Here is a 24,941-nt window from a genome sequence, read left to right on the forward strand (position 1 = left end):
CCGACCGCAGATGGGTTGCCGGCGGCGGGGCACAAACCGGTGCATGCCCACACAAACCGTTGAAGGGCGAAACGTACACGCGCAGTTGACGCTCGCGTGCCGCCGCCACAGGCCATAACCCATCTTCCAACGCGGGTCATTGGGGGAAAGGCTGGGCCTGCCATGGTCTGATGGCGACGGGATCGGACGAGCCGTGGCACGTGATTATGCCACCGGACCAGATGATCGTGTCACGATCGGGGGCAATCAGGTATCAGCCGCGAACAGGAGCCCATCGAGGTGCCGAACGATCTGCTGGGGTTGAATTCCCGGCCCAACATGAACATTCCGGCCGCTGAAACCCCCAGGCCAGGCGCCCTGCTGAGCCTCGCGACCGGCGTGGTCATCGTGGCCGCGCTGTATCTCGCCCGCGAAATATTGATCCCAATCACGCTGTCGATCTTCCTCAGCTTCTTCCTAGCTCCGCTGGTGCGTCTGCTGCAGCGGGCACGACTGCCAAAGGTCGTTGCCGCGATCGCTTCCGTCGTCGCGGCACTGGCCGTCGTCCTGCTGATCGGCATGCTGATCGGATCGCAGCTGGCGACGCTGGTCGGCAACCTGCCGCAATACCAGGCGACTGCCTTGCAGAAATATGAGACCATCCGAGGCACGGTTACCGATGCGGTCCACGGCTTGACGCGCCATCTGGGCACCACCCCGGGACATCCGCTGCCGACGGCCGAGTCGCTGACCGGTGTGAGGCCGGCGCGCGAACCGATGCCGGTGGTGATCGAATCGACGCCCACCACCTATCTGGAGGCTGGGCGTGAATTCCTGGCGCCCATCCTGTCGCCATTGGGTACTTTGGCGATCGTCCTGGTCGTAACGATCTTCATTCTGACGCAGCAGGAGGATCTGCGGGACCGCCTGATCCGGCTGTTCGGGTCGAACGATCTGCACCGCACCACCCTGGCGATCGATGATGCCGTGCACCGGCTGACCCGGTATTTCATGACCCAGGCGGCCATTAATGGCAGCTTCGGCCTGTTCATCGGCTTCGGCCTGTTCTTCATCGGCCTGCCAAGTCCCGTGCTGTGGGGCGTGTTGGCGGCCTTGCTGCGGTTCGTGCCGTATATCGGCGCCGTCAGCTCCGCCTTTTTCCCGGTCGCCCTGGCGGCGGTCGTCTATCCGGGCTGGTCGGTCATGCTGTGGACCGCCAGCCTGTTCGTGGTGGCGGAACTCGTCACCAGCCAGGTGCTGGAGCCGCTGCTGTACGGCAGCAGCGCGGGATTGTCGCCGACCGCTGTCGTGCTGGTCGCGATCTTCTGGAGCTGGATCTGGGGTCCCATCGGCCTGATCCTGTCGACACCGTTGACGTTGTGCCTGGTCGTGCTGGGACGCCATGTCCGGCACCTGGAATTCTTTGACGTTCTGCTGGGCGACCGACCGGCGCTGACACCGACTGAGACGTTCTATCAAAGGTTGTTGGCAGGCGATCCGGACGAAGTGGTCCAACAGGCGGAATCGCTGCTGCACGCACGCTCTCTGTCCGCCTACTACGACGACGTCGCCTTTCCGGCCTTGCAGTTGCTCGCCCGTGACGTGTCGCGGCGGGCGATCCTGCCCGCACAGCTGGCCAAGATCCGGGATGATATCGACAGCGTGATCGAAGATCTGGACATGCACGACGACGTGACGCCTGACACCAGCAAGGCAAGGACGCACGGCTCGGCCGTCGAGGTGTCGGGCGTTCCACGTGGCGATGCCCGCCCGTCGGCGATCTTCGAGATCACGAACGACCATGGCGAACCCGTCGGTCCGGCCTGGCAGGCCGAGGGCAGTGTGCTGTGCGTCGCCGGCCGCGGGCCGCTGGACGACACGGCGGCAGAAATTCTGAGGCAACTGCTGCGGAAACGAGGATTCGGCGCACGCGCGGTGCCACATCAGGAGGTCTCGCGGGCATCCATCGACCGCATCGATCCAGCCGGCGTCGGCCTGATCTGCATCACCTACCTGGAGATCGCTGATAACCCGCCGCACATGCGCTACCTGATTCGCCGGGCACGGCAGCGCTTTCCCGATCGTCCCATCCTGGTGGGTTTCTGGTCGCCGGACGACCCGTTCCTGCGCGACCCTTCGGCGAAGGAAATGGCCGGCAGTGCAATCTTTGTCGGCTCGCTCCGCGACGCGGTGAACGAGTGCCTGGCGATCGCCCATAAGCCGGGTCAGGGCGTGGCTGCCTGAACGGCCTGAACCGCGTCGCCGCCGTTTCGTACCAGCATTGGATGAAAGGTGGCCGCGGTTCGGTCATGCAGTTGTGATCGGTCTCTCGGGAGGTTCACAAACTGTTTGGTGCCCCGGCAACGCGGGCGATGCAATGCTTCCGACCACCTGATGAAAGGCCTGTGTTTCCGGAGGGCGAAGTGGCAGTCACCAGTGCTTTCGATACCGAGTTTCCCGATCGATTTCCGGCCATGACCCGGCAGCGGCGCATCCTGGTGGTAGAGGACCAGGAGCCGCTGGCCGTGGTCATCGCCGACGTGCTAGGCGATTCCCATGAAGTCGTCTGCGTCTCGAACGTGACGGACGCCGTCGACTACCTGTTGAGCGATTCGATCGATCTCGTCCTGCTGGATTGCGTGCTGCCCGATGGTCCAAACTGGCAGGTTGCATTGGAAGCGGATCGCCAGCAGATTCCGGTCATCCTGATGACGGGGGATGCAGAGCAGGCGAAGGAATTGATTGCCGGCCAACGCATCTATCTGTTGAAACCCTTTGCGATCGCGGCCCTGCTGGACGCAGTGCATCGCGCCGACGCGTCGCCGGCGGTGTAACGACGATCACAATGGGGACTGAGGTGTTGGACAGGGCGGGCCATGTTCTCGGTGATCTTCGAAGTCCAGCCTCATGCCGAATCCTGGGACGCCTACATGGCCATCGCTGGAAGCCTGCGGCCGGAACTGGAACGGATGGACGGCTTCATCGACAATATCCGGTACCGCAGCCTTACCCGCCCGGGCTGGCTGCTGTCGCTGTCCTGCTGGCGCGATGAAAAGGCGCTGGTACGCTGGCGAACCCAGGCCCGCCACCATGCCGCGCAGGCACAGGGACGGGATGCGATTTTCCAGGACTATCACCTGCGCGTCGGGCAGGTCGTGGCGGATACGCAGCCGCCGCCGGGTCACACGCTGCGGGAGCAGCGCCTGGATGAGACCGAGGTGGGAGATGCCCCGGCAATCACCCTGGTCGATGCTCCGGCGGATACCTCATCCGCCGGCGCCGACACGGCGGACTCGATTGCCCGCCGCCTTGGATGGGCGCCGGATGCATACGGCCTGGTCGGCTGGGATGTGTTCGATGCGGTCCTGACGCCGGGCGCCGCCATTCTGATGCTGGCATGGCACGACCGGGCGGCGGCCGACGCGTTCCGGACCGCGGCTCGCCTCCCCTCGCGCGGACGGCTGCGCCAGATCCGCGTGGTGCGGGATTACGGTTTGCGGGACCGGCGGGAGGCGCCGCAATATTTTGCGGATCCCCGCTGATCCGACGATAAGGCCGTCGGAAACCGTTCCATAGCTGTGCCTTTTCGGCGAAGGTGCGGATGGCTTGAGGCAACGGCGAAACGGAACAGCCGGTATCAGCGCCGTTTGATGTCAGGCCGGCCTCGTCCGCCGTGCCCGCCGCAACCGGAACTGCTTTACCTGCCACGCATCCCGCCACTGCTCATAACGGATCGTGCCGCGGGGGTGCGGGTTGTCGGCCAGGCTCTCTCCGACCTCATCCGGCGTCACGGTGCGATCCCGCTCAATCCGCGTCTCGATGTGCCGGATCTGCCAGCCCCGGCGCCAGTCGTCGAACCGCATCGTGCCCGGCGGATAGGGGTTCCGATCAAGGCCAGATCCGGCCTGGGCGGCGCGATAGCCTTCCTCCTCCTCCCGATCGGGGTCGCATAGGGCCACGTCATTCTCCCTCCCGCCGCCAGAGCACAACAAGCTGCAGATCCACCCTATTGTGCGCTGCAATCTTTGATTCGAGAGCGCCTTCGGCGCCTTCCGGCCGTCGGCCCCCGGCGCTCGCGGTGTAGGCTATACGAAAGCGGGCCAACGCCAAACCGGACGGCCGGCGCGGAGGTGAGCGGGGCACGAAGCTAGCCCGCGCTGCGGCCTCTCCACGCCCGCAAGCGCTATTTCCGTTTCATTACAGCGATGCGAGCGATACGGCGGAGATACAATCAGCGGCGTGCCGGACAGGCGTGTCGGGGGCAGGCGTGTGTTGGACAGGCATGCCGGACAATCGGCCATATGGAGAAGACACGCATGCAGTATCGGCGACTGGGAAACAGCGGGCTGGTGGTGCGCGATATCGAGGAGGAACTGGTGCCGGCCTGCGCGCCGAAGGGCGTGGGCATGGTCGTGTGGTCGCCGCTGGCCGGCGGCTTGGCGGGACATGCGGCGGCCGACATGCGTACGCCAGCCGCCCTGTCTCCGTCATGCCGTCAGGCGCGAAACGTTCTTCACCACCGTGTAGCACTGCAGCCCCTCGACCCCGCCTTCGCGACCGATACCGCTATCCTTGACACCGCCGAACGGCGTTTCGGCGGTGGAGGCGGTGAAGTGGTTGATCGACAGGTTGCCGACCTCGACCCGTTCCGCCAGCAGATCGGCATTGCGGGCTGAGTTGGTAAAGGCATAGCCGGCCAGGCCATACGGCACCGCGTTTGCCTTCTCGATCGCCTCATCCAGATTGCGCACGCGGCTGATCAGCGCCAGCGGGCCGAAAGGCTCCTCCCGCATCGCGCGGGCATTGTCGGGAATATCGGCGATCACGGTGAGCGGGTAGTAGTATCCACGGTTACCGATCCGGCTGCCGCCGGTGGTGACCCGAGCCCCCTTGGCCTTGGCATCGGTCACCAGCGCATCCATCGCCGCCAGCCGGCGTTCGTTCGCCAAGGGTCCCATCTCGATCGCCGGATCCAGGCCGTTGCCGATCTTCAAGGCCGCGGCCTTCTGGGTAAAGGATTCCACGAAGCGGTCATGGATTGCGTCCTCGACGAAGAAGCGCGTCGGGGAGACGCAGACCTGGCCGGCATTGCGCGACTTGCCGACCACGGATTTCGCGGCCGTCGACGCCGGATCGACGTCGTCGCAGACGAACACAGGCGAATGGCCCCCCAGTTCCATGATCGCGGGCTTCATGTGCGCGCCGGCCAGGGCGGAGAGATGCTTCCCCACCGGCACGGAGCCGGTGAAGGTGACCAGCCGGACCGAAGGCTGCGGGATCAGGTATTCGGAAATCTCCGACGGAACGCCGAATACGAGGTTCAGCACGCCGCGCGGCAGGCCGGCATCGGCGAAGGCCTGCACCAGCTGTACCGCCCCGGCGGGCGTTTCCTCGGACGCCTTCAGAATGATGCTGCAGCCCGCGGCCAGCGCGCCGCCCACCTTGCGCGCAGGCGAGCTCATCGGGAAGTTCCACGGAGAGAACCCGGCCACCACGCCGATCGGCTGGCGCAGCACGGAATGGCGCATGCCGGGCTCGCTGGGGATGATCCGTCCATAGACGCGGCGGCCTTCCTGCGCGTCCCATTCGATGATCTCGCAGCCGCGGATGATCTCCAGCCGGGATTGGGCGATCGGCTTGCCCTGCTCCAGGGTCATGGCAACGGCGAGGTCCTCGACCCGCTCGCGGATCAGCTGGGTCGCCCGCAGGATGATTTCGGCGCGCCTGGCTGGCGCGGTGCGCGACCAGGCGCGGAACCCGTCCTGGGCGGCGGCCAGCGCGTCATCCAGGTCGGCGCGGCTGGCATGCGGGACGGTGCCCAGCGTGGTCTCATCCGCCGGGTTGATGACAGGCGCACCGCCCGCTGTCCGCCATTCCCCGGCGATGAACAGCTTCAGATCCGGATATTGTGCCATGGCCACGCTTCCTTTCGGTTCATGCGCTTCGATGTGTGCGCTTCGGTTCATGCGATCGCCATTCCCTTGCGCTATTCCTTTGTGGATATATCGAAGATGGCCTGCCGTCCAGTCCGGGTGACCCTGGCCGGCTTTGCCTTACGGCGTATCCCGCCGTATATAGCGTCGGTCGAAACCCGCCCCGGAGGAGGCAGCACGTGCAGCACGAACGCCAACATTATGTAAACGGCCAATGGGTCGATCCGTTGCAGCCTTCCCTGGTGGATGTGGTCAATCCGTCGACCGAGGAAGCCTTCACCCAGATCGCCGTTGGCGGGCCCAAGGATGTCGACCGCGCTGTCGCGGCCGCCAAGGCGGCCTTTCCATCCTTCTCCCGCACTTCGCGCAAGGACCGGCTGGACCTGCTGCGGGCCATCCTGTCCGAATACAACAAGCGGAAGCAGGACATCGCGGAAACCTTGTCGCAGGAGATGGGCGCGCCGCTGAAGTTCGCGTTGGAGCGTCAGGCCGCCACCGGCACCGGCCACCTGACCCGGATGATCCAGGTGCTGGAAACCTACCCGTTCGAGGGCGTGGAGGGCACCACGCTGATCGCACGCGAGCCGATCGGCGTCGTCGGCCTGATCACGCCCTGGAACTGGCCGATCAACCAGATCGTGTGCAAGGTGGCGCCCGGCATCGCATCCGGCTGCACCATGGTGCTGAAACCGTCCGAGGTGGCGCCGCTGAACGCCATCATCTGGTCCGAAGTGTTGCACGCCGCCGGCGTGCCGGCCGGCGTCTACAACATGGTGCAGGGCGAGGGCGCCGTGGTCGGAGAGGCGATGTCGTCTCATCCCGATATCGACATGATGTCGTTCACCGGCTCGACCCGCGCGGGCATCCTGGTGGCGAAGGCCGCCGCCACGACGGTCAAGCGCGTGTGCCAGGAACTGGGCGGCAAGTCGGCCAACATCCTGCTGCCGGACGTCGATTTCCAGACCGCCGTGACCAAGGGCGTGCTGGGCATGATGGGCAACAGCGGCCAGTCCTGCAACGCGCCGACCCGGATGTTCGTTCCCGCCGACCGGCAGGACGAGGTGAAGGCGATCGCCAAGGCCGCCGCCGCGCGCGTCGTGGTGGGCCACGTCGACGACCCGAACACGACGATCGGCCCGGTGGTCAGCGAAGTGCAGTTCAACAAGATCCAGCGCCTGATTCAGGCCGGAATCGATGAGGGCGCGGAACTGGTGTGCGGCGGCCCCGGCCGGCCGGAAAGCCTGAACCGCGGCTATTTCGTCCGCCCCACCGTCTTCGCCAATGTCCGCAACGACATGACCATCGCGCGCGAGGAGATCTTCGGGCCGGTGCTGTCGATCCTGCCGTACAAGGACGAAGCGGAAGCGATCCGGCTGGCGAACGACACGGTCTATGGCCTGGCCGCCTATGTCCAGTCCGCCGATCTGCAGCACGCACGCCGCGTCGCCGCCGAGATGCGGGCCGGCAACGTGTTCGTGAACTATCCGGCCGGCGACACGGCGGCCCCGTTCGGCGGCTACAAGCAGTCGGGCAACGGCCGTGAATACGGCAAATGGGCGATCGACGATTTCACCGAAATCAAGGCCGTCATCGGCTACGACGCCGCCTGATCCCCTCCCGCTCGGCGGTTCCCTCCGCCGAGCGGGTCGATCTGATATCGTTTTATGATCAGATCGGCTGTCGTTTCTTACGATAAAATATCTTTTAGCGGAAATCCCTGCGGCGGCGGCCAGGAGTCGTGATCAGTGCAGCGATTTCCTCGGGACAGGCGCCGCGCCGCCGTAAGTGGCGATGGTCGCCATTCCAGCGACCTGCCATGGCTTCAGCGCGAACGTCATGGCCTGCCCTCGCGGGGTGCGCAAGGTCAGCAACAGATCCTCCCCATTGCCGCGATCGATGCTCCAGCTTGCCACCGCGTGGACTTCGTCACCCTCGGATGGCCACGGCAGCGCCGCCAGCATGGCGCCCAGCCAGTCGGACGGCAGCGTGATCGTCCTGGGCCGCCCGTTCCGGTCGCGCAGCCGCAGCCGCAAGCCCCGGCCTCCATCCATGGCTCTGACGCTGATCAGTTCGCCGCCCTCGATGTCGGGACGATCGGTCATGCCCGAGCCTCCTGGATCGCCTGCCAGATGCGGTGCGGGGTGGCCGGCATGTCGATATGCGTGATGCCGAACGCCGACAGCGCGTCGACCACGGCGTTCATCACGGCGGGCAGCGAACCGGCACAGCCCGCCTCCCCGCAGCCCTTGGCGCCAAGCGGATTGGTGCGCGCCGGGACCGGGTGGCTCTGGAACCCCAGGTTCGGAAAATCCGATGCCCGCGGCAAGGCATAATCCATGTAGGAGCCGGTGATGAGCTGCCCGGTCTCATCATAGGCCACCCGCTCCATCAGCGCCTGGCCGGCACCCTGGGCGATGCCGCCATGCGCCTGGCCGGCGACCAGCATCGGGTTGATCAGCACGCCGAAATCATTCACCGAGCTGTAGCGGACGATCTCCACCACGCCGGTTTCCGGGTCCAGCTCGATCTCGGCCACGTGGCAGCCATTCGGAAACGCCGACGGCACGCCCTTGAACACGTGGCTGACATCCAGCGTGGCCGGCACGTCGTCCGGCAGCGCGGGCGCGGCGCGCAAGGTCGCCGCCAGCTCCATGATGCCGATGCCGCGATCGGTGCCGGCGATGGAAAACCGGCCATCGGCGAATTCGATATCGACCTCGGCCGCCTCCAGCACGAAGGCTGCCGCCTTCTTGCCGCGCTCGATCACCAAATCGCTGGCCTCGACGATCGCCCCGCCGCTTTGCATCATCGAGCGCGAGCCACCGGTGCCGCCGCCGGCCAGCAACTCGTCGGAATCGCCCTGCAGCAGCTTTACCTTCTCGAACGGCACGCCCAGCCGGTCGGACAGCACCTGCGCGAACGGCGAGGCATGGCCCTGCCCATAGTCCAGCGTGCCGGTGATGATGGTGACGGCGCCGTCCTCCTCGAACCGGATGCCGCCCATCTCGGCGCCCGCGTCGGCCGTTACTTCAAGGTAATGTCCTATGCCGCGCCCCCGCACCTTGCCGCGCGCCCGCGTCTCGGCCTGGCGCGCGGCATAGCCGTCCCAGTCCGCCGCTTCCAGCGCCTGGTCCAGGATCGCGGTGAACTCGCCGCCGTCGTAGACCATGCCCGAGGGCGCGCTATACGGCATCTGCTCCGGCCGGATGTGGTTCAGCCGGCGCAGCGCGATCGGGTCCATGCCCGTCTCGCGCGCCGCGGTCTCCACCAGCCGCTCCATGTAGTAGTTGCCTTCGGGCCGGCCGGCGCCGCGATAGGCACCCACCGGCGTGGTGTTGGTGAACAGGCATTGAGTGGAGACCTGGATCAGCGGCGTCGCGTAGACGCCGATGATGTTCTTCACCGTGTTCATGGTGGGCGGGATCACCGTCGCGTTGCTCAGCCAGGCACCCAGGTTGCCGTAGCCGGTCACCCGCACGGCCAGGAACCGGCCACGGGCGTCCAGCGCCAGCTCCGCCACCATCTCATGGTCGCGGCCATGGCTGTCGGACATGAAGCTGTCGGACCGCTCATCCGTCCATTTCACCGGCCGGCCCAACCTGCGGGCGGCATGGAGCAGGCAGATATATTCCGGATAGGCGGATGCCTTCATGCCGAACGATCCGCCGACATTGCCGGTCAGGACATGCACCTTCTCCCGCGGCACGCCCAGGATGCCGCTGATCAGCGCCCGCTGTCCGAACACGCCCTGGCAGCCCAGGCGCAGGACATAGCGGTCGGTCTCGGCATCGAAGTCGCCGATCGCGGAGCGCGGCTCCATCGGGCAGACCACGATGCGGTTGTTGCGCAAGGACAGCCTGGTGATATGCGCGGCGCGTTCGAAGGCGGCGGTGACCTCCTCGGTCGGGCCGAAATGGAAATCCAGGCAGAGATTGCCGGGCGCGCTGTCGTGCAGCAGCGGCGCGCCGGGCGCCGCCGCCTCACTGGCGGTGGTAACCGCCGGCAGCGGGTCGATGTCGACGAACACCGCCTCGGCGGCGTCCCTGGCCTGCTTGACCGTGTCGGCCACCACCAGGGCGACCGGTTCGCCGACATAGCGCACCCGGTCGGTGGCCAGGGGCCGCTGCGGCGGGCGCGGCGTGGCCGATCCGTCCCGGTGCTTGCCGGAGGCGGCCGGCATGTTGCCGATGCCGGCGGCGTCCAGGTCGGCGGCCAGGATCACCGCGCGCACCCCCTGCATCGCTGCGGCGTCCTGCGTGTGGATGGCGTTGATCACCCCATGCGCGACCCGGCTGCGCACGATCACGCCGTAAAGCTGACCCGGCCGGTTCAGGTCATCGGTGTAGCGGCCCCGGCCTTGCAGCAGGACCGGGTCCTCCTTGCGGGACACCGGCTGACCGATGGCGAACTTGCCGCTACGCAACTGGCTTGGGTCGAAGGGTGCGTTCATCAGTGGCCCTGGCGGTGAGTGACGCCATATCCAACAGGATACAGCGCATGACCGCAACCCGCCATCACGCCCTCTTTTTGTTCTGCAACCGGGACGTGCCGCGATCTGAACGTGACGGATTACGACCGATTTCAACGTATCGTCATGAATAGGCCACGGCATGTGCAGTATTTCATATCAGTGGAAACAGGTGTTCGCGAATGATCCGTTCGGCCGGTGGATGACCTGGCCAGTATGGGTGAATGACAGGTCGAATAATCTTGAGTCGCGGTCCAATGGACTCCATAATTCGTTGCGCCACCCGGCTGGACGCTCACCCGGTCCTGTCCCGGTAAATTCGGGGAAAGCCCTCATGTTTCCTGTTCCAGAGCATGATCAGGACGGCAAGGCCGTGTCATACCCGTTGCGGCTGGTCATCGCATCCGACATCCGCTTCGTGCGCGAAAGCCTGACCGAAGTGCTGGGGCGCCATCCCGACCTCACCGTCCTCGGCCAGGGCGCCGACACGACCGAGACCCTGGGCCTGTCCCGCGACCTGCGGCCTGACATGATCCTGCTGGACGCCGCCGCGCGGCACGGCAGGGAAGCGATCGGCCGGCTGCGGGCCCTGCGCGCGAGCCTGAAACTGGTCGTCTTCGCGGTGTCGGAGACCGCCGAGGCGGTGCTGTCCTGGGCCGATGCCGGGATCGACGGCTATATTCCCAGCAGCGCCGCCACACGGGACTTGCCCCGGCTGATCCGCGATATCGGCCTGGGCCGGCAGGCCTGCTCTTCGCTGGTGGCCGCGGCCCTGTTGCAGCGGGTCGGCGCCAGGCCGCCCGCGGCGGCGAAGGCAAGCCCGGACCAGGCCCTGACGCCGCGGGAACTGCAGATCGTGCGCCTGGTGGGCACCGGTCTCAGCAACAAGGAAATCGCCCGCCGCCTGGATATCGGCCTGGCCACCACCAAATCGCACGTCCACAATGCCTTCGCGAAGCTGAACCTGCAGCGGCGCAGCCAGGTCGCTTCCTGGATGCATGACGGCGGCGCAACGAATCCGGCCGGGAACTCGGTTGGCGGTCCCATCGGGGACTGCATCGGGGGCTGAGCCCGGCTCCATCCTTTCTCCACCGAGCGGTTGATATCCCGTGCGGTCGGGCCGACGCAGGATGCGGTCCTGACACTGCTTGACGGGATCGGACCGTGACCCGCGTTCGCACTGTGATCGTGACAACGCCGCCTCTGCTCCGCACGTTGATTGTCGATGTGTTGCAGCCGCATGTCGATATCGACGTGGTCGGCGTGCTGGACTCTCGCGACACGCTGCCGGATGGCCTGGTCGGGTTGGCGCCCGACCTCGTGGTGCTGGGCCTGCCGGGGACCGAGGATGACCGCAGCGCGGTTCCCCTGCTGCGGGCCACGCCGGACGCCAAGGTGCTGGCGGTGACCGCGGACGGGGGTGGCGCCTGGCTTTACGAAATGCGCCCGCACCGCTCGGCGATGGCATCGCTGTCGGTCTCTTCATTGGTTCGCCTGCTGAAGCGGCATTTGCCCGGTCGTCCATCCTCGGGTTGAGCCGTATCCGGCGCAGGGGGAGGGGCCGCCTCCACCGCGTCTCCATCCAGCCTCCGCCCCCTGATGGATGGTTTCGCATGTAATGGCGGCGTTACAAAAGCCGCGGCCCACAATGGCCGGGGCACCTGGGGGGGAGAAGTCCGGATGGCGACCTATGCCGCCGTGCAGGGCGTGATGGCAGCCATCGAGGGCATGCTGGCGGAGCGTTTTCCACCCGAACTGAAAGCGACGCCGGTGAACGCATCGGTCCAACTGTTCGGCAGCCAGTCCTTCAAGCAGACCAGCATCAGCAATACGCTGGCGCTGTGGCTGTATCGGGTCAGCATCGACCCCACCGTTCCCGGCGGCTTCGTCCGCCGCCTCCCCGGCGCCGCCGGCGGCCAGGTCCCCGAAGTGCCGCTGATGCTGCATTTCCTGATGGTCGCCATCGCCGACACCGCGCTGGCCGAGAACAGCCTGATCGGCTGGGGCTTCCAGCAGCTGGCGATCACCCCGATCCTGGGCGCCGACCGGATGGCGGCGCAAACCCTGGCCCTGCCCGGCCAGAGCCTGGACTGGGACGATGCCGACGACGTGCAGATCGCGACCGAGGAGCTGACCCGCGAGGAGCTGATGCGGATCTGGGACACGTTGCCGCTGAAATACAGCGTCAGTGTTCCGTATGTGGTGCGCGGCGTGCGTGTCGCCCTGCAGCCTGACATGCGGCAGTACGCGCCGGTGACGGACCGCAGCCTCGGCTTTGGCAACGCGCCATGACCGAGGCGATCCGCATCCCTTCCGCCGGTGCGGTATTCTGGGCCGAGGCGATGCCCGACGGCTCTAGCGCCGTGCGGGCGATCGCCGGACCGCCGCCGAACCTGAAGGTGACGCTGACCGACCCGCTGCCCAGCGGCATCAGTGCCCGCATCGGCAGCCGTGGCATCGTCTTGCTGGCCTCGGCGATCGTGTATGACCATGTACCCACGCAGGCGGACCTGGCGAGCGTTCCATCGCTGCCGGCGGTGACCGTCGCCGGATCGGCGGAACCGCTGGACGGGCGGTTTCACCCGCGGCAATTCCGCGTCACGCCGACACCGGCGGCGCCGACCTACCTGCCGTTGCGGCCCAGCCTGCAGGCCACCCGGATCGGTGAGGCCGGCGCGGTCGTGCTGACCGTCACCTGGCAGGGCGGCGGCCCGGCCTCCTGGTGCGTGCTGAAACTCAGCTGCACGCGCAACGCCACGACATTCGGCTTTTCCGGTCAGGCGGATCGGAACGGCGACGTGATCATCCCGCTGACCGGCCTGCCCCCGCTGGCTCCGGCGCAGACCCAGGATTCAATGACCCTGACCGCACTGGGCCTGGCGGCACAATCCGATCAGCCCTTGGCCGATCCGGATGCGCTGGCCGCCGTCCAGGTCTCCACCGGCGGTGCCTTCGCCACCCAGCAGACGCTTTCCATCACGCGCGGCCGCATCACCGACGCGGCCGCGCTGGGGATCGCTGGCGTAACGCTGCAGCCCGTATGACAGCATAGGACGCATCCATGCCCGAATATCTCGCGCCCGGCGTCTTCGTCGAGGAGACCAGCTTCCGGCCATCGCAGATCCTGCCGGCCAGCACCAGCGTCGCAGCGATCGTCGGCCCGACGGCTACCGGCCCGCTGCGCGGCATGCCAACGGTGCTCAGCAGCTATAATGATTTCATTTCCTATTTCGGCGATGGCGACGAGCTGACCTTCGGCAATACGACGGTGCCGAACTACACAGCCGCCTCCGCCAGGGCATTCTTCGACAACGGCGGCCAGATTCTGTACGTCGCGCGGATCGCCAACGACATGGCGCAGTCCGGAGCCGCCAGCGCGCGGCCGGCGACCGCCCAGCGCGTGGTGCCGAACACCGGCACCGCGCTGGTGACGTTCCGCAGCCGGTTCCCCGGATCGGGTGGCAATGTCGATCTGGTGTTCACGCCGCGGCATCTGCAGCCGCTGCTGCAGCTTCACGCGCCCGGCGCCGCCGACACGGTGGTGCTGACCCTGACCAACGTGCCGGCCAGCGCGCTGGTCGGATCGGCGGTGCCGGCCGCGCAGTTCCCGCTGGCCAGCGTCACCATGCTGGCCACGCTGACCGCGGCGTCCCCCGCGCCTGCGCCGGCCCCAACCCCCGCGCCGGCTCCAACCCCTGCGCCGGCACCATCGCCCGCGCCGACACCCACGCCGACACCGGCGCCGGCTCCCGCACCGGCCCCCACGCCGGCCCGCTATACCCCGGTGGCCGGACAGAGCCTGATCTATGTCGACCAGGCGGGCACCAGTCACAAGGTGCTGCCCGCGGCTTTCGGCACCGGCGTGCTCGCCAGCGCCGTGCCCGCGGGCGCGGCGCAGGCGGTGACGTTGCAGACACCGGCCGACGCCGGTGCCTCCCCGCTCTATTCCATCCCTGTCGGCACCATGACGCGGTCGTTGCTGAACCTGCCGGCCCGCACCCAGACGCTGTACGGCACCGTCACGGGCACGACGGTGTCGCTGACCAAGGCGACCAACCCGGACCTCGCGGCGGATACCTCCGTCCCGCTGGCGCTGTTTGCCATGAGCGGACAGAACGGCGACGGGAACTTGTATCACGACAGCTACGACATCAGCGTCCAGATCAATGGTCTGGAGACCTATCGTTTCGCTGCCGTCGACCTGGAGCAGGATGCGGCCAACAACCTCGCCGTCGCACTGCCGGCAAGCCCATCGAACGGCACCGCCCAGGCGACGCAGCCGGTCGCGGCCAGCTACAACGGCACCGTCGGCGCCGCGGCGCTGTGGGCCGCGCTGCTGGCCGGCTTCGATCCGGCATTGCTGAACCCGGCCAACCCGGGCACCGCGCGCAGCTTCGTGCTGCACCTGACCGGCGGCACGGATGGCGCGTCGCCCGGCGCCGCCGACTATGCCGGCCAGGTGGATGAGTTGAATGGCAGTTACGGGCTGGCGGCACTGGAATCGGTGGACGAGATCTCCATCGTGCTGTGCCCGGCCGCCGCCGCCGATCCGGCGGTGCATCAGGCCGTGGTGTCCAGCATCCAGGCGCACTGCACCAAGATGCTGTATCGCGTGGGTGTCATCGATTCGCCCCTGGGTGCCGGCATCGCCGATGTGCAGCAGTTCGGCGGCCAGTTCTCCGACAGCCGGCTGGCGCTGTACTACCCATGGGTGAAGGTCGCGTCCGACCAATCGGATGGCAGCCAGGTGCTGTTGCCGCCCAGCGGCTTCGTGGCCGGGATGTATGCCTATACGGACGTCACGCGCGGTGTCCACAAGGCACCGGCCAATCAGGTCGTGCAGGACGCACTGGACCTGGAGCTGCACATCAACACCGGCCAGCAGGGCGTATTGAATCCCCTCGGTATCAATTGCATCCGTTCCTTCCCGGGCCGCGGCATCCGTGTCTGGGGCGCGCGCACCCTGTCGGACGATCCGGACTGGCTGTACGTCAATGTCCGCCGCTATTTCCTGTATCTGGAACATTCGATCGCCGACTCCACCAACTGGGTCGTGTTCGAACCGAACGGCCAGCAGCTCTGGTCGCGGGTGCGCGGCGCCATCGAGGACTTCCTCTACAATGAATGGTTCAACGGACGGCTGGCCGGCAAGCGGCCGGAGGATGCGTATTTCGTCCGCTGCGACCGCACCACGATGACGCAGGCCGACCTGGATAACGGCCGGCTGGTCTGCCTGATCGGCGCGGCGCCGCTGAAGCCGGCGGAGTTCGTCATCTTCCGCATCGGCCAGATCACCGCCGCGAGCTGATCCGAACCGGACCCGTTTCCCATAGCAGCAGGACCATCCGATGTCCGATCGCACCACGCCCTATCTTGGTTTCAACTTCCTCGTCGCGCTGGATGCGGGGTCCGGCGGCGTCGGCAGCCCGATCGGCGGCTTCTCCGACGTCAGCGGCCTGCAGACCGAGATCACGGTGGCCGAATACCGCGCCGGCAATTACGCGGAAAACCACGGCGACAAGATCCCCAGCATCTACAAGACCGGCGACGTGACGCTGAAGCGTGGCGTGATGAAGAACACCGACATCTCAGCCTGGGTGGAGCAGGTGCGGACCACCGGCGTGGCGGCGAAGAAGCCGTCGGTGGTCATTACGCTGCTGGATGAGACGCACCAGCCCGTCGCCTCCTGGACCCTGCGGCAGGTGATGCCGCTGAAATGGACCGGCCCGACCCTGGCGGCGAAGGGCGGTGCCGATGTCGCCATGGAGGAACTTGTCCTGTCGGCGGAAAAGATCGAATTCGCGTTCACCTGAGCCAAGGTGCCGTTGTGCTGATTTCCCCCGATCACCGCATCAGCCTGGCCGACCGCTCGCCGGTTCCGGTGACGCCGGAGCTGGAGGCCGTGTTCATCGGCGCGGCCGCCGCCACCGTCGACGCCGATGCGGCGGCGGACGCGATCGCCGCGGCGGTTCAGCTGGGCTTTCCGGTGGAGGCGGCCGACACGACGCTGACCAGCCTGCCGCTATGCTTCACCAGCGCGGCGTCCTTTGCCGCATCCTTTCCGGACGACACGTCCTGGCTGGCGCTCGCCGTGCGCGATTATTTCGATGCCGGCGGGCTGCGCGCCTGGGTGGTCCGGGTGGTGCCCGATCCGGCCGCGCCGACCGATGCGTATTTCCGGCGTGCCGGCTTCAGCCTTGCGGCGCAGACGCCCAGCGGGATCGACGTGGCGATGCAGGTGCCCAGCGCCGGCCTGCTGCTGTTGCCGGACCTGGAGGGGCTTTGCGTTGCAACCGCGGTGGCCGCGGCGCCGGCCCTGCCGAGCGCGCCATCGCCGATCCCGGGGTTTCGGCCGATCAGCGAGTTCTCGGTGGCGACCGCGGCCCCGGCGCCCGCCAGCCCGGCCGCAGCCGTTGCCGTGACGCCAAACCAGGTGCTGACGCGCGCCAACGCCGCGCTGGCGGGCACACGGCCCGACATGCTGTGCCTGTTCGCCCTGCCGGTCGGCGCGGATGAAAGTCTTTCCACCGCCACGCTGCTGCAGCGCGCGTCATCATATTTGTATGGCACCGCCACCGGTCCCGATCTGCCGCAGGTGCAGTCCTTCGCGCCGCTGGCACGTGGGGCTGACGGCGCACTGGTCAGCCCCAGCGGCCTGGTCGCCGGAACCCTGGCAGCCTCGGCACAGACGGATGGCGTGTGGCGCTCCATCGCCGGCAAGGCCCTGCCGCTGGGCTACACGCCGCTGCGGCGCATCGAAAGCGCCGCGCTGGACCGCATGCGCCGCGCCGGTATCTCATCGTTGCGATATGATAGCGGTTCGCTGGTGCTGGATGATGACATCCTGGCTGTCAAGGCGGCACCTGGCAGCGCGGCGCGCGGATCGGCCGGCACGCGCCGGCTGATGGGCTGGCTGCTGCGCAACCTGCGCCGCTTCGGCGAGCAGCTGGTGTTCGAGAATGTGCTCGATGGCGGGCTGGTGGAGATGGTCCTGCTGGACCTGTTCACCACCTTGCAGCAGCGCGGCGCGCTGAACGGCAGACAAGTCGCGGATGCCGTCCGCATCACGCCCGGCAGGACCGGCGATACCGGCATCCAGTTCGATATCGCCATCGACACCGCCTACGCGCTGGAAACCATCCAGCTTCGCTTCCAGGACGGCGGGCTGTCCACGTCGCTGGGGGCCGCCGCATGAGCCGCCCCTTCGTTCCGTTCCGTTTTCAGGTCAGCCTGACCGGCAGCAACCTGCCGGACGGGCTGGGTCCCGCACCGCTGTGCGGCGGCGGCTTCAGCGAGGCGACCGGCCTGGAGGCGACGATGACACCCCGAAGCATCCGCGAGGGCGGGCGCAATTTCGGCCAGGTGCAGCGGGCCGGTCCGACCGCCTTCGGTACCGTGACGTTGAAGCGCGGCGTCACCTCGCCCTTCGACCTCTGGACCTGGTTCAACCTTGTCACCAACCGCGAGGCCTATGGCCGCCGGCTGAACGGCCGCATCGACGTCTATGCCGACACCGCGATCGCGCTGACCTGGAAGCTGGTCAACGTGCTGCCGGTGAAGTTCAAGGCGCCGGACCTGTCCGCCACGGCGACACAGGTGGCGATCGAGGAAGTGCAGCTGGTGTTCGAGCAACTGACGATGGAGCCGGCGTGATGTCCGACACGCTGCAAAAAGCCCAGCTCGTGCCGATCGATCCGAACACGCAGCAGGCGCTGACGGACAAGGCGATCCCGGTCCACTTCAATCCGGACACGCTGAAGCTCAGCTACACCGTCACGGTCAAGGCGGACACGGCCAGCAAGAACAGCTCCGACCAGTCCGCCCAGCAATCCAGCAACAACAGCGCCAAGCTGGCGCTGGACCTGGTGTTCGATACCACCGACCTGTTCGAGGACAAGCAGGACGACGCCGATGTCCGAAAGGTGGTGACGAACCAGATCGTCTCCCTGTTCGTTGCGCCTCCGCCGCCGGACGACGCCGGCAAGGGCAAGCCGATCCCGGCCAATCCCTGCCTGTTCCTGTGGGGCACGTTCCAGTTTACCGGGCTGGTCGACAGTTACAATGAGACGCTGGAGTTCTTCTCGGCCAGCGGCGTGCCGCTGCGCGCGGCGGTGTCGCTGTCGCTGACGCAGAACCGCTACAATATCGCGAATATTCCGCAGCGCGTGCCAGGTCAGGCGCAAAGCGTGCCGACCGGGGGCAATATCAGCCAGGCCCTGTCCGCCGCCGGCATGAGTCCGACCGACTGGCGCGGCACCGCCCTGACCAACGGGCTGGAAACGCCGCGCTTCTCCGCCGCTCCCAGCGTCGATGTCGGCATCGCGGCGGGCTTCTCCGCCGGCGCCAGTGCCTCCGGCGGCACCGGCTTCGCGGTCGGTGCGTCCGGCAGCCTGGGCACCTCCATCGCCGGCGCGTTCTCGGCCAATTCCGGTTCAGCAACCATCGCCACACCGGGCTTCGGCGCCTCCGCGTCCGCCGGCCTGAGTTTCGGATAGCCGCCATGCCGATCCTGATCGACGAATTGCTGGTCGAAGCCGAACCGCCCCGCGCACCCGCCGAGACGAACGTGGCGGCGCAGGGCGCCCGGCCGGCGCAACCCGGCCAGGGCGACCGCATGCTGGAGCTCGCCATCGTCGCCGACCGCCATTATCGGCTGGAGGTGGATTAGCCATGCCGGACGGCGCCTCCTATGTCTCCCCGCGCCCGGCCGTGACGGTGAACGGCACCGTCAACCCCGACATCGCGACGGCATTGCTGGATATCGCGGTGCGGGCGCCGGAAGCCGGCATGGCCTCGGCGGAGCTGCGGCTGGTGAACTGGGGCAATCAGTCCAGCGGACCGGTGAGTTTCCTGTTCAACCAGATCGCCCTGGGCGACCGGATCGAGATCGCCTTTGGCCTGGCGCAGCAGAAGACCGTGTTCAAGGGCGATATCACCGGCATCGAGGAACGGTATGGCGACGGCGTGCCGCAGATCGTGTTGCTGGCCGAGGACCCGCTGCACCGCCTCGCCCGCCACAGAGCCAGCCGCACCTTCGAGCAGCAGAGCCCGAATCAGATCGTCGGCACGCTGGCGTCGGACGCCCGGCTCACCCCGGACGCGCGGCTGTCGGACACGCCCGGCGACTACATCCAGCTTAATGAAAGCGACTTGCATTTCCTGCGCCGGCTGGCCGCGCGCTATGGCGCCGCGCCGCGCGTGGTTGACACGACGCTGACCTGCCGCCGCCGCGAGCAGCCACCAGCACCGGTGACCCTGGATGCCGGTGACACGTTGAAACGGCTGCGGGTGATCGCCGACCTGGCGCGCCAGCCGACCCAGGCAACGGTGAAGGGCCAGGACCTGACCGCCGGCCAGGCCGTCACCGCTGATGCCAACAGCCTGATGGTGAACGCATCCGGTTCCACCGCCGCCTCCGCGCTCGGCCGGCTCGGCTGGGACGCGGCGGAGATTTTCGGCTTCCCCGCCCCCGCGACGCAAGCCGAGGCAACCGATTACGCCAAGGCGGCGTTCGATGCCCAGGGCCGCCGCTTCCTGCACGGCGACCTGGTCTGCACCGGCAATCCCGATGTCACGGTGGGCGGCGCGGTGTCCCTGACCGGCGTCTCATCGCGCGTGACCGGCACCTATAACGTCGTTGCGTGCGCGCACCTGTTTGATGAAAGCGCCGGCTACCAGACCTACGCGCGCATCGAGCGCGCGGATAGCGGTTAGCCGCCATGGATGGCATGCAGCACCTGCTGTCCCCGCCCACCGGCCTGGCGCTGGGACGCGTCAAGGACACCGCCGATCCGCAATCCCGCGGCCGCGTCAAGGTCGCGCTGGTGGCGACCGACATGGAGGTCTGGGCGCCCTGCGTGGTGCCCTCGGCCGGCAGCGCGGGCGGCGTGAACTACGGCGTGTCCTTCCTGCCAAAAACGGATGAGATCGTGCTGGTGGCGTTCCTGACGCCGGACCAGCCCTTCATCCTGGGCGCGGTCTGGTCCGGCCAGAATACGCTGCCATCCGAGGCGGCGCCGGTGGCGCAACGCTATGCGATCAAGACCGGTGCCGAAACGACGATGGTGTTCGACGACAGCGCGCCGTCCTTCAGCGTGTCCACGCGCAACCAGAACGAAATCACCCTGACCGATGCCGGCGACACCTGCACGATCAAGGTGGGCTCCACCACGATCCAGGCGACGACGACGGGGGTGACCATCACCACCACGTCCTCCATCGAGCTGCAGACCGCGTCGCTGACGGTCACCGCCGCCTCGGTGAACGTCAATGCCGGCATGTCGCAGTTCAGCGGCGTCGTGCAATGCGACACGCTGATCACCAATTCGGTCGTGAGCGCGGCATATACGCCGGGGGCGGGCAACATATGGTGACCGTCGCGGAAGCCCATGATGTCGCGGTCCTGCCGCCGTGGTACGCTCCGGCGCCGCGCAAGGTGGCGATCCACCGCTACCTGGACGCCAATTTCGTCGCGCAGTTCCAGGCCGATGCCGCCTCGTCCCCGCAATCCAACACCGCCCTGTTCAGCTGGGAGCAGGAGGATCGGATGCCCGCGACGCAAGGCGGGTTGCTGAAGTTGCGCCGGCCGATCCATCGCACCTTCCATGTCGTCGCCTGGGAAGCATCGTGCAAGCTGCCCATGTCGCCGGCCGGCCAGCCTGCCATCGCGCCGGAAAAAATCGCCTCTGCCGGCTTCGTGGTCCGCACCGGCACCGCCGCCGCGCCGCAAGGCTTCCAGATCGTGAAAAGCAAGCCGCAAGGCTGGGGCGCGGTGGAACCCGGTGTCGATCCCGATGCCGCGCGCCAGGTGAAGGCGTTGGGCCTGGTTCCGCGCGCGGCCACACCGGCGCCGGGTTATACCGGGGAGGAAACCTTCCCGCTGCATCCTCTCCTGGTGCAGGATTCGGATCGGCCGCACACCCTGCTGTACGGCTACCTGCCGATCGGCGGCGGCGATTTCGTGCCGCCCGGGGCACCCGCGACGCCGACCGCGACCGACGACTATCTGATGGACCTGCCCTGGCCATTCGGCCTGGCCGGGTACAGCAACGGTCCACCCAGCCAGTACACCGCCGACCAGCAGATCACCGACGGCCAGATCAGAAGCCCGATGGCCGCGCTGCTGCGGGTCCTGCTGGGCCGCTACCAGCTGGCCGACAGCAATGCCTGGACCGATCCGCAGAATGCGCCGCTGATCCAGATCCTGGATGGATTGTCCTTCTACGACGCCCCACCCATGCACCGGACAGGCGCGCTGCTGCGCGTGTGGGCCGCGGCCAATCAGGTTCCCGGCGGCACGCTGGGCGCGGTGCTGCGGGCCTATGCCGCACGCTCCGCCAACGGATCATTGACCCAGGCCGACCAGTTGCTGGCGAGCCTGGTGCAGGCGGACCCGACCAGCAACAGCGTGACCCTGCCGCCCACCGGCACGCTGCCCGGCAACGGCCGCAACCTGCTGGTCACCGAAACACAGGCGCAACAACTGCGCGCGGCCCTGCGCCTGCGCGCCGCCCAGCTCGCCGCCGTCTCCACCGCGTCCGTGCCGGTGCCGAAGCTGGCGTCCGGCCCGGCCGGCCGCTATTTCCTGGTTCCCTTCGTCCGCACCGTCTGCCCCAATGGCTGCGAACGCATCTTCTGGGGCGCCGCCAGCGACCCCTTCGCCGTCGCCGCCGCCTTCGATCCGGACGCGGCGCGGCCCTCGCTGATCGAGATGCCCAGCCTGGCCGATGCGCGCAAGGGTGCCGCCCGCGGCGCGGCCTTCGACATGCCGCCCGACCTCGCCGACCTGGTGAACGGACTTTCCAACAACGCCGCGACGCAGAACATGATGAGCGGCAGCGGCGGCCCGTCCGGTGGCCTGGGCATCCGCTTCCTGTGTTCCTTCAGCCTGCCGGTGATCACCATCTGCGCGATGATCATGCTGTCAGTGATCATCAACCTGCTGAACATCTTCCTGGGCTGGATGGCCTGGGTCAAAATCTGCCTGCCACTGCCGAGCAAGAAATGAGCACGTCATCTCTTTTCGTCGGGTGGCCGTTGTCCGGTCCTGATCTGTCGGGACGGCTGGCCTATGCGGCCGACGCGCAGTGCCTGCGGGAAGCGCTGTGGAACGTGCTGATGACTGCGCCGGGGGAGCGGATGATGCGCCCGTCCTTCGGCGCCGGGCTCAGCCGCTGGGTCGGCAGGCCGAACACCGAAAGCACGCGCCAGCTCATCGCCTCCTCGATCACCGCGGCGGTGGCGAAATGGGAACAGCGCGTGGCGCTGGCGGGCGTGTCGGTCGTGGCCGATCCAACCGATCCGACCAGCGCGATCGTGACGGTTTCCTATACCGCGCGCGGCCAGGCCGGCGCGGCGCCGCAACAATTGTCGCTGACACTCACCCTGGGGGGAGCCGGCTGATGCCCCTTCCCATTCCCAACCTGGACGACCGCCGCTTCGACGATCTCGTCGCCGAGGCGACCGCTCGGGTCGAGGCCCACACGCCGGAATGGAGCAATATCGCGCCCGGTGACCCGGGCTCCGCGCTGATCGATATGTTCGCCTGGCTGGCCGAGACGATCCTGTACCGGCAGAACCTGATCCCGCTGCGCCAGCGCCGGGCATTCATGAACCTGCTGTCGCTGCCGTTGCGGCCGGCGGCGCCGGCGACGGGCGTGGTGTGTGTCGACGCGGGCGCGCTGCCCTTGCCAAGACCGCTGGCGGCCGGACAGGCCGAATTCAAGGTCGATGCGGTCACCTTCACCTCCACGACCGACCTGCAGCCGACACCGTTGCAGCTCGTGCCAATGATGAAGGCGCGCTACCAGGCCGATGCGCAGACGCTCAGCTTGTTGCGGACCCTATACAATTACGACCAGCCGGTGCCGTTCGTGGCGCAGCCGGCGGCCGGCGCCGATGGCGCGGTGCATCTCGCCGACGCGGCCGATGGCCAGGTGTGGCTGGCGCTGGTGACGCCGAAGGGATTTGCCGGCACGCCCGCCCAGCTTCGGTCGGCGCTGGCGGGGTTGGCGGCGAATGGTACGGCGCTGTCGGTCGGGCTGGCGCCGGTGGCGGATGTGCCGGGCTACAGCGCGTTCGACCAGGCGACGTCGCTGCCCGCGCGGACCCTGCAATGGACCGTCGTGACGCAAGACCAGACCGGCGCGGTGCGCCAGGTGCCGCTGCAGGTGCAGGCCGACACGTCCATGGGCGGCCGCACCGCCGGCGTGGCGCTGCTGCGCCTGCCCAGCAGCGCCGATCTGCTGGCACCGCCCGCGGCGATCAACGGCGGCGATCCGATGTTCGCCGGCACGGTCGGCATGCCGCCGGAGCTGCCCGTCGGCGTAACGCCGGACCGTGTCGTGATGTGGCTGACCCTGGCTTGCGCCGACGCACCGGACCTGACGCTCGGCTATCTGGCGATCAACGCCGTCTCCATCATCGCCCGCGCGGTGGAGCACAACGAACCGCTGGGCACCGCAACCGGCGCCGGCGATGCCACCTTCACCCTGTCCGGCACGCCGGTCGATCCCGCCAGCCTGACCATCCAGGTCTGGCAGGGCAGCCAGGCGGCAACCTGGACTCAGGTCGACAATTTCGGCCGGGCCGGCCGGAACGACACGGTGTACGTGCTGGACCCCGCCGCCGGCACCGTCACCTTCGGCGATGGCATAAGCGGCCTGCGCCCACCCGCCGGCGCCGTGATTGTCGCACAGTCTTATGCGCATGGCGGCGGCAGCGACGGCAATCTGGCCGCCGGCAGCATCAGGGCCGTGCAGCCTTCGGTCGGCACGGTGCGGCACGAATGGCCCACCAGCGGCGGCAGCGATGGCGAAACGGTGGAGCAGGCGGAACGCCGCATTCCCGCCTTCCTGTCCAACCGCGACCGCGCCGTCACCTTGGAGGATTTTCAGCAACTGGCCTTCGACACGCCCGGCGTGACGCTGGGCCGCGCCGAGGTCGTCCCCGGCCTGATGCCCGGCGCGACGGCCGAGCTGACACGGCAGAACGTGCCCGGGGTGGTCAGTGTCTTTGTCTTCCCCGACCAGCCGGTGGCATTCGGTAACGGTCCGGTGGCGACCCTGGCGCAGTTGCAGGATGTTTTCGCCTGGCTGCGCCAGCGCATCCTGATCGGCACCCAGCTTTTCGTCCTCAGCGCCGAACCGGTGCCGGTCTACGCCAGTGTCAGCGTCCGGCTGCTGAACGGCGCCGACGCGGTCGCCACCACGCAGGCGGTGCAGCAGGCCCTGGCCCAGTATCTCTGGCCCCTGCCGCCCGGCGGCCCCGACCAGGGCGGCTGGCCACTCGGCCGCTCCGTCGTGCCCGACGAGTTGCTGACCCAGGCGGCGCGCCAGCCCGGCGTGCTGGCGGCGGATGCGGTGCTGCTCTACGCGCAGTCGGATGGCGCGTGGGTGACAGCGTCGTCGATCTCGCTGTCACCGTGGCAGGTGCCGGCCTTGCAGGGTGTCGGCGTGTCCACCGATGGATCCGCGCCACCGCTGCCGCTGGCGACCACCGGCCAGTCGGACGCCACATCGGGCCAGACGCTCGTCCCCATCGTTCCGAAACTGTGTTGAGGC

At 67.7% G+C, this 24,941-nt stretch carries 23 protein-coding genes; 19 read left to right on the forward strand and 4 right to left on the reverse strand.

Annotated features, from left to right (window positions below; translation table 11 throughout):
- Positions 1-279: 279 nt before the first annotated feature.
- From VHC04_RS13140 to VHC04_RS13150, 3 genes are all read left to right on the forward strand, one after another.
- The gene (locus VHC04_RS13140) at positions 280-2,223 is read left to right on the forward strand and encodes an AI-2E family transporter (RefSeq protein WP_325681889.1); all 1,944 of its coding nucleotides are present in this window, start codon (positions 280-282) and stop codon (positions 2,221-2,223) included.
- Between the two features lie 161 nt (positions 2,224-2,384).
- Positions 2,385-2,813: a response regulator gene (locus VHC04_RS13145; RefSeq protein ID WP_325681891.1), complete on the forward strand. Its 429-nt coding sequence runs from the start codon at positions 2,385-2,387 to the stop codon at positions 2,811-2,813.
- A 42-nt stretch (positions 2,814-2,855) separates the two neighbouring features.
- On the forward strand, positions 2,856-3,521 hold the full coding sequence (locus tag VHC04_RS13150) for an antibiotic biosynthesis monooxygenase family protein (protein WP_325681893.1): 666 nt from the start codon (positions 2,856-2,858) through the stop codon (positions 3,519-3,521).
- Positions 3,522-3,632: 111 nt separating this feature from the next.
- Here VHC04_RS13150 and VHC04_RS13155 read toward each other — a convergent pair whose 3' ends face one another.
- Together VHC04_RS13155 and VHC04_RS13160 are read right to left on the reverse strand one after the other, a co-directional pair.
- Complete coding sequence (locus VHC04_RS13155; protein WP_325681895.1) at positions 3,633-3,938, reverse strand: ribosome modulation factor; 306 nt, start codon at positions 3,936-3,938, stop codon at positions 3,633-3,635.
- A 528-nt stretch (positions 3,939-4,466) separates the two neighbouring features.
- Positions 4,467-5,894 carry an NAD-dependent succinate-semialdehyde dehydrogenase gene (locus tag VHC04_RS13160; protein ID WP_325681898.1) on the reverse strand — a complete coding sequence of 476 codons (1,428 nt, stop codon included), beginning with the start codon at positions 5,892-5,894 and terminating at the stop codon, positions 4,467-4,469.
- A 197-nt stretch (positions 5,895-6,091) separates the two neighbouring features.
- Here VHC04_RS13160 and VHC04_RS13165 point away from each other — a divergent pair, with 197 nt between their 5' ends.
- Positions 6,092-7,522, forward strand: a complete 1,431-nt coding sequence (locus VHC04_RS13165) for an aldehyde dehydrogenase family protein (protein ID WP_325681900.1) — start codon at positions 6,092-6,094, stop codon at positions 7,520-7,522.
- A 132-nt stretch (positions 7,523-7,654) separates the two neighbouring features.
- Here VHC04_RS13165 and VHC04_RS13170 read toward each other — a convergent pair whose 3' ends face one another.
- Together VHC04_RS13170 and VHC04_RS13175 are read right to left on the reverse strand one after the other, a co-directional pair.
- Entirely contained in the window at positions 7,655-8,014 is a 360-nt protein-coding gene (locus VHC04_RS13170; RefSeq protein ID WP_325681902.1) for a hypothetical protein, read from the reverse strand.
- A complete protein-coding gene (locus VHC04_RS13175) occupies positions 8,011-10,362 on the reverse strand; it encodes a xanthine dehydrogenase family protein molybdopterin-binding subunit (protein WP_325681904.1) in 2,352 nt (783 codons plus the stop codon). Before VHC04_RS13175 ends, VHC04_RS13170 begins: the two co-directional genes overlap by 4 nt.
- Before the next feature lie 352 nt (positions 10,363-10,714).
- Between VHC04_RS13175 and VHC04_RS13180 the strand changes: the two genes are divergently transcribed.
- The 15 genes from VHC04_RS13180 to VHC04_RS13250 all read left to right on the forward strand — a co-directional run bounded on the left by VHC04_RS13180 (position 10,715) and on the right by VHC04_RS13250 (position 24,938).
- Positions 10,715-11,449, forward strand: a complete 735-nt coding sequence (locus VHC04_RS13180; RefSeq protein ID WP_325681906.1) for a response regulator transcription factor — start codon at positions 10,715-10,717, stop codon at positions 11,447-11,449.
- 95 nt (positions 11,450-11,544) lie between these two features.
- The gene (locus VHC04_RS13185; RefSeq protein ID WP_325681908.1) at positions 11,545-11,916 is read left to right on the forward strand and encodes a hypothetical protein; all 372 of its coding nucleotides are present in this window, start codon (positions 11,545-11,547) and stop codon (positions 11,914-11,916) included.
- Positions 11,917-12,060: 144 nt separating this feature from the next.
- Entirely contained in the window at positions 12,061-12,672 is a 612-nt protein-coding gene (locus tag VHC04_RS13190) for a Pvc16 family protein (protein WP_325681910.1), read from the forward strand.
- Entirely contained in the window at positions 12,669-13,424 is a 756-nt protein-coding gene (locus VHC04_RS13195) for a hypothetical protein (RefSeq protein WP_325681912.1), read from the forward strand. Before VHC04_RS13190 ends, VHC04_RS13195 begins: the two co-directional genes overlap by 4 nt.
- 17 nt (positions 13,425-13,441) lie before the next feature.
- Positions 13,442-15,688 carry a phage tail sheath subtilisin-like domain-containing protein gene (locus VHC04_RS13200; protein ID WP_325681914.1) on the forward strand — a complete coding sequence of 749 codons (2,247 nt, stop codon included), beginning with the start codon at positions 13,442-13,444 and terminating at the stop codon, positions 15,686-15,688.
- Between the two features lie 40 nt (positions 15,689-15,728).
- Positions 15,729-16,193 (forward strand): phage tail protein, encoded by a 465-nt coding sequence (locus VHC04_RS13205; RefSeq protein WP_325681916.1) that lies wholly within the window; start codon positions 15,729-15,731, stop codon positions 16,191-16,193.
- Positions 16,194-16,207: 14 nt separating this feature from the next.
- Positions 16,208-17,575 carry a hypothetical protein gene (locus tag VHC04_RS13210; protein ID WP_325681918.1) on the forward strand — a complete coding sequence of 456 codons (1,368 nt, stop codon included), beginning with the start codon at positions 16,208-16,210 and terminating at the stop codon, positions 17,573-17,575.
- Positions 17,572-18,033, forward strand: a complete 462-nt coding sequence (locus VHC04_RS13215; RefSeq protein WP_325681920.1) for a phage tail protein — start codon at positions 17,572-17,574, stop codon at positions 18,031-18,033. The genes VHC04_RS13210 and VHC04_RS13215 overlap by 4 nt, the downstream gene beginning before the upstream one ends.
- Complete coding sequence (locus tag VHC04_RS13220) at positions 18,033-18,875, forward strand: hypothetical protein (RefSeq protein WP_325681922.1); 843 nt, start codon at positions 18,033-18,035, stop codon at positions 18,873-18,875. The genes VHC04_RS13215 and VHC04_RS13220 overlap by 1 nt, the downstream gene beginning before the upstream one ends.
- A 5-nt stretch (positions 18,876-18,880) precedes the next feature.
- Positions 18,881-19,048, forward strand: a complete 168-nt coding sequence (locus VHC04_RS13225; protein ID WP_325681924.1) for a hypothetical protein — start codon at positions 18,881-18,883, stop codon at positions 19,046-19,048.
- A 2-nt stretch (positions 19,049-19,050) separates the two neighbouring features.
- Positions 19,051-20,094 carry a phage late control D family protein gene (locus VHC04_RS13230; RefSeq protein ID WP_325681926.1) on the forward strand — a complete coding sequence of 348 codons (1,044 nt, stop codon included), beginning with the start codon at positions 19,051-19,053 and terminating at the stop codon, positions 20,092-20,094.
- Positions 20,095-20,099: 5 nt separating this feature from the next.
- Positions 20,100-20,753, forward strand: coding sequence for a phage baseplate assembly protein V (locus VHC04_RS13235; RefSeq protein ID WP_325681929.1), 654 nt, complete (start codon positions 20,100-20,102; stop codon positions 20,751-20,753).
- On the forward strand, positions 20,747-22,387 hold the full coding sequence (locus VHC04_RS13240) for a hypothetical protein (RefSeq protein WP_325681931.1): 1,641 nt from the start codon (positions 20,747-20,749) through the stop codon (positions 22,385-22,387). The genes VHC04_RS13235 and VHC04_RS13240 overlap by 7 nt, the downstream gene beginning before the upstream one ends.
- A complete protein-coding gene (locus tag VHC04_RS13245; RefSeq protein WP_325681933.1) occupies positions 22,384-22,782 on the forward strand; it encodes a GPW/gp25 family protein in 399 nt (132 codons plus the stop codon). The genes VHC04_RS13240 and VHC04_RS13245 overlap by 4 nt, the downstream gene beginning before the upstream one ends.
- Complete coding sequence (locus VHC04_RS13250; RefSeq protein ID WP_325681935.1) at positions 22,782-24,938, forward strand: putative baseplate assembly protein; 2,157 nt, start codon at positions 22,782-22,784, stop codon at positions 24,936-24,938. Before VHC04_RS13245 ends, VHC04_RS13250 begins: the two co-directional genes overlap by 1 nt.
- Positions 24,939-24,941: the final 3 nt, after the last annotated feature.

This window comes from Rhodopila sp. (assembly GCF_035548095.1).
In the GTDB taxonomy this organism is placed as follows: Bacteria; Pseudomonadota; Alphaproteobacteria; order Acetobacterales; family Acetobacteraceae; genus Rhodopila.

Coding starts and splice junctions, on each gene's coding strand:
- VHC04_RS13150 (WP_325681893.1), top strand. CDS start 2,856: ATGTTCTCGGTGATCTTCGAAGTCCAGCCTCATGCCGAATCCTGGGAC.
- VHC04_RS13160 (WP_325681898.1), bottom strand. CDS start 5,894: ATGGCACAATATCCGGATCTGAAGCTGTTCATCGCCGGGGAATGGCGG.
- VHC04_RS13170 (WP_325681902.1), bottom strand. CDS start 8,014: ATGACCGATCGTCCCGACATCGAGGGCGGCGAACTGATCAGCGTCAGA.
- VHC04_RS13175 (WP_325681904.1), bottom strand. CDS start 10,362: ATGAACGCACCCTTCGACCCAAGCCAGTTGCGTAGCGGCAAGTTCGCC.
- VHC04_RS13180 (WP_325681906.1), top strand. CDS start 10,715: ATGTTTCCTGTTCCAGAGCATGATCAGGACGGCAAGGCCGTGTCATAC.
- VHC04_RS13190 (WP_325681910.1), top strand. CDS start 12,061: ATGGCGACCTATGCCGCCGTGCAGGGCGTGATGGCAGCCATCGAGGGC.
- VHC04_RS13195 (WP_325681912.1), top strand. CDS start 12,669: ATGACCGAGGCGATCCGCATCCCTTCCGCCGGTGCGGTATTCTGGGCC.
- VHC04_RS13200 (WP_325681914.1), top strand. CDS start 13,442: ATGCCCGAATATCTCGCGCCCGGCGTCTTCGTCGAGGAGACCAGCTTC.
- VHC04_RS13205 (WP_325681916.1), top strand. CDS start 15,729: ATGTCCGATCGCACCACGCCCTATCTTGGTTTCAACTTCCTCGTCGCG.
- VHC04_RS13215 (WP_325681920.1), top strand. CDS start 17,572: ATGAGCCGCCCCTTCGTTCCGTTCCGTTTTCAGGTCAGCCTGACCGGC.
- VHC04_RS13220 (WP_325681922.1), top strand. CDS start 18,033: ATGTCCGACACGCTGCAAAAAGCCCAGCTCGTGCCGATCGATCCGAAC.
- VHC04_RS13225 (WP_325681924.1), top strand. CDS start 18,881: ATGCCGATCCTGATCGACGAATTGCTGGTCGAAGCCGAACCGCCCCGC.
- VHC04_RS13230 (WP_325681926.1), top strand. CDS start 19,051: ATGCCGGACGGCGCCTCCTATGTCTCCCCGCGCCCGGCCGTGACGGTG.
- VHC04_RS13235 (WP_325681929.1), top strand. CDS start 20,100: ATGGATGGCATGCAGCACCTGCTGTCCCCGCCCACCGGCCTGGCGCTG.
- VHC04_RS13240 (WP_325681931.1), top strand. CDS start 20,747: ATGGTGACCGTCGCGGAAGCCCATGATGTCGCGGTCCTGCCGCCGTGG.
- VHC04_RS13245 (WP_325681933.1), top strand. CDS start 22,384: ATGAGCACGTCATCTCTTTTCGTCGGGTGGCCGTTGTCCGGTCCTGAT.
- VHC04_RS13250 (WP_325681935.1), top strand. CDS start 22,782: ATGCCCCTTCCCATTCCCAACCTGGACGACCGCCGCTTCGACGATCTC.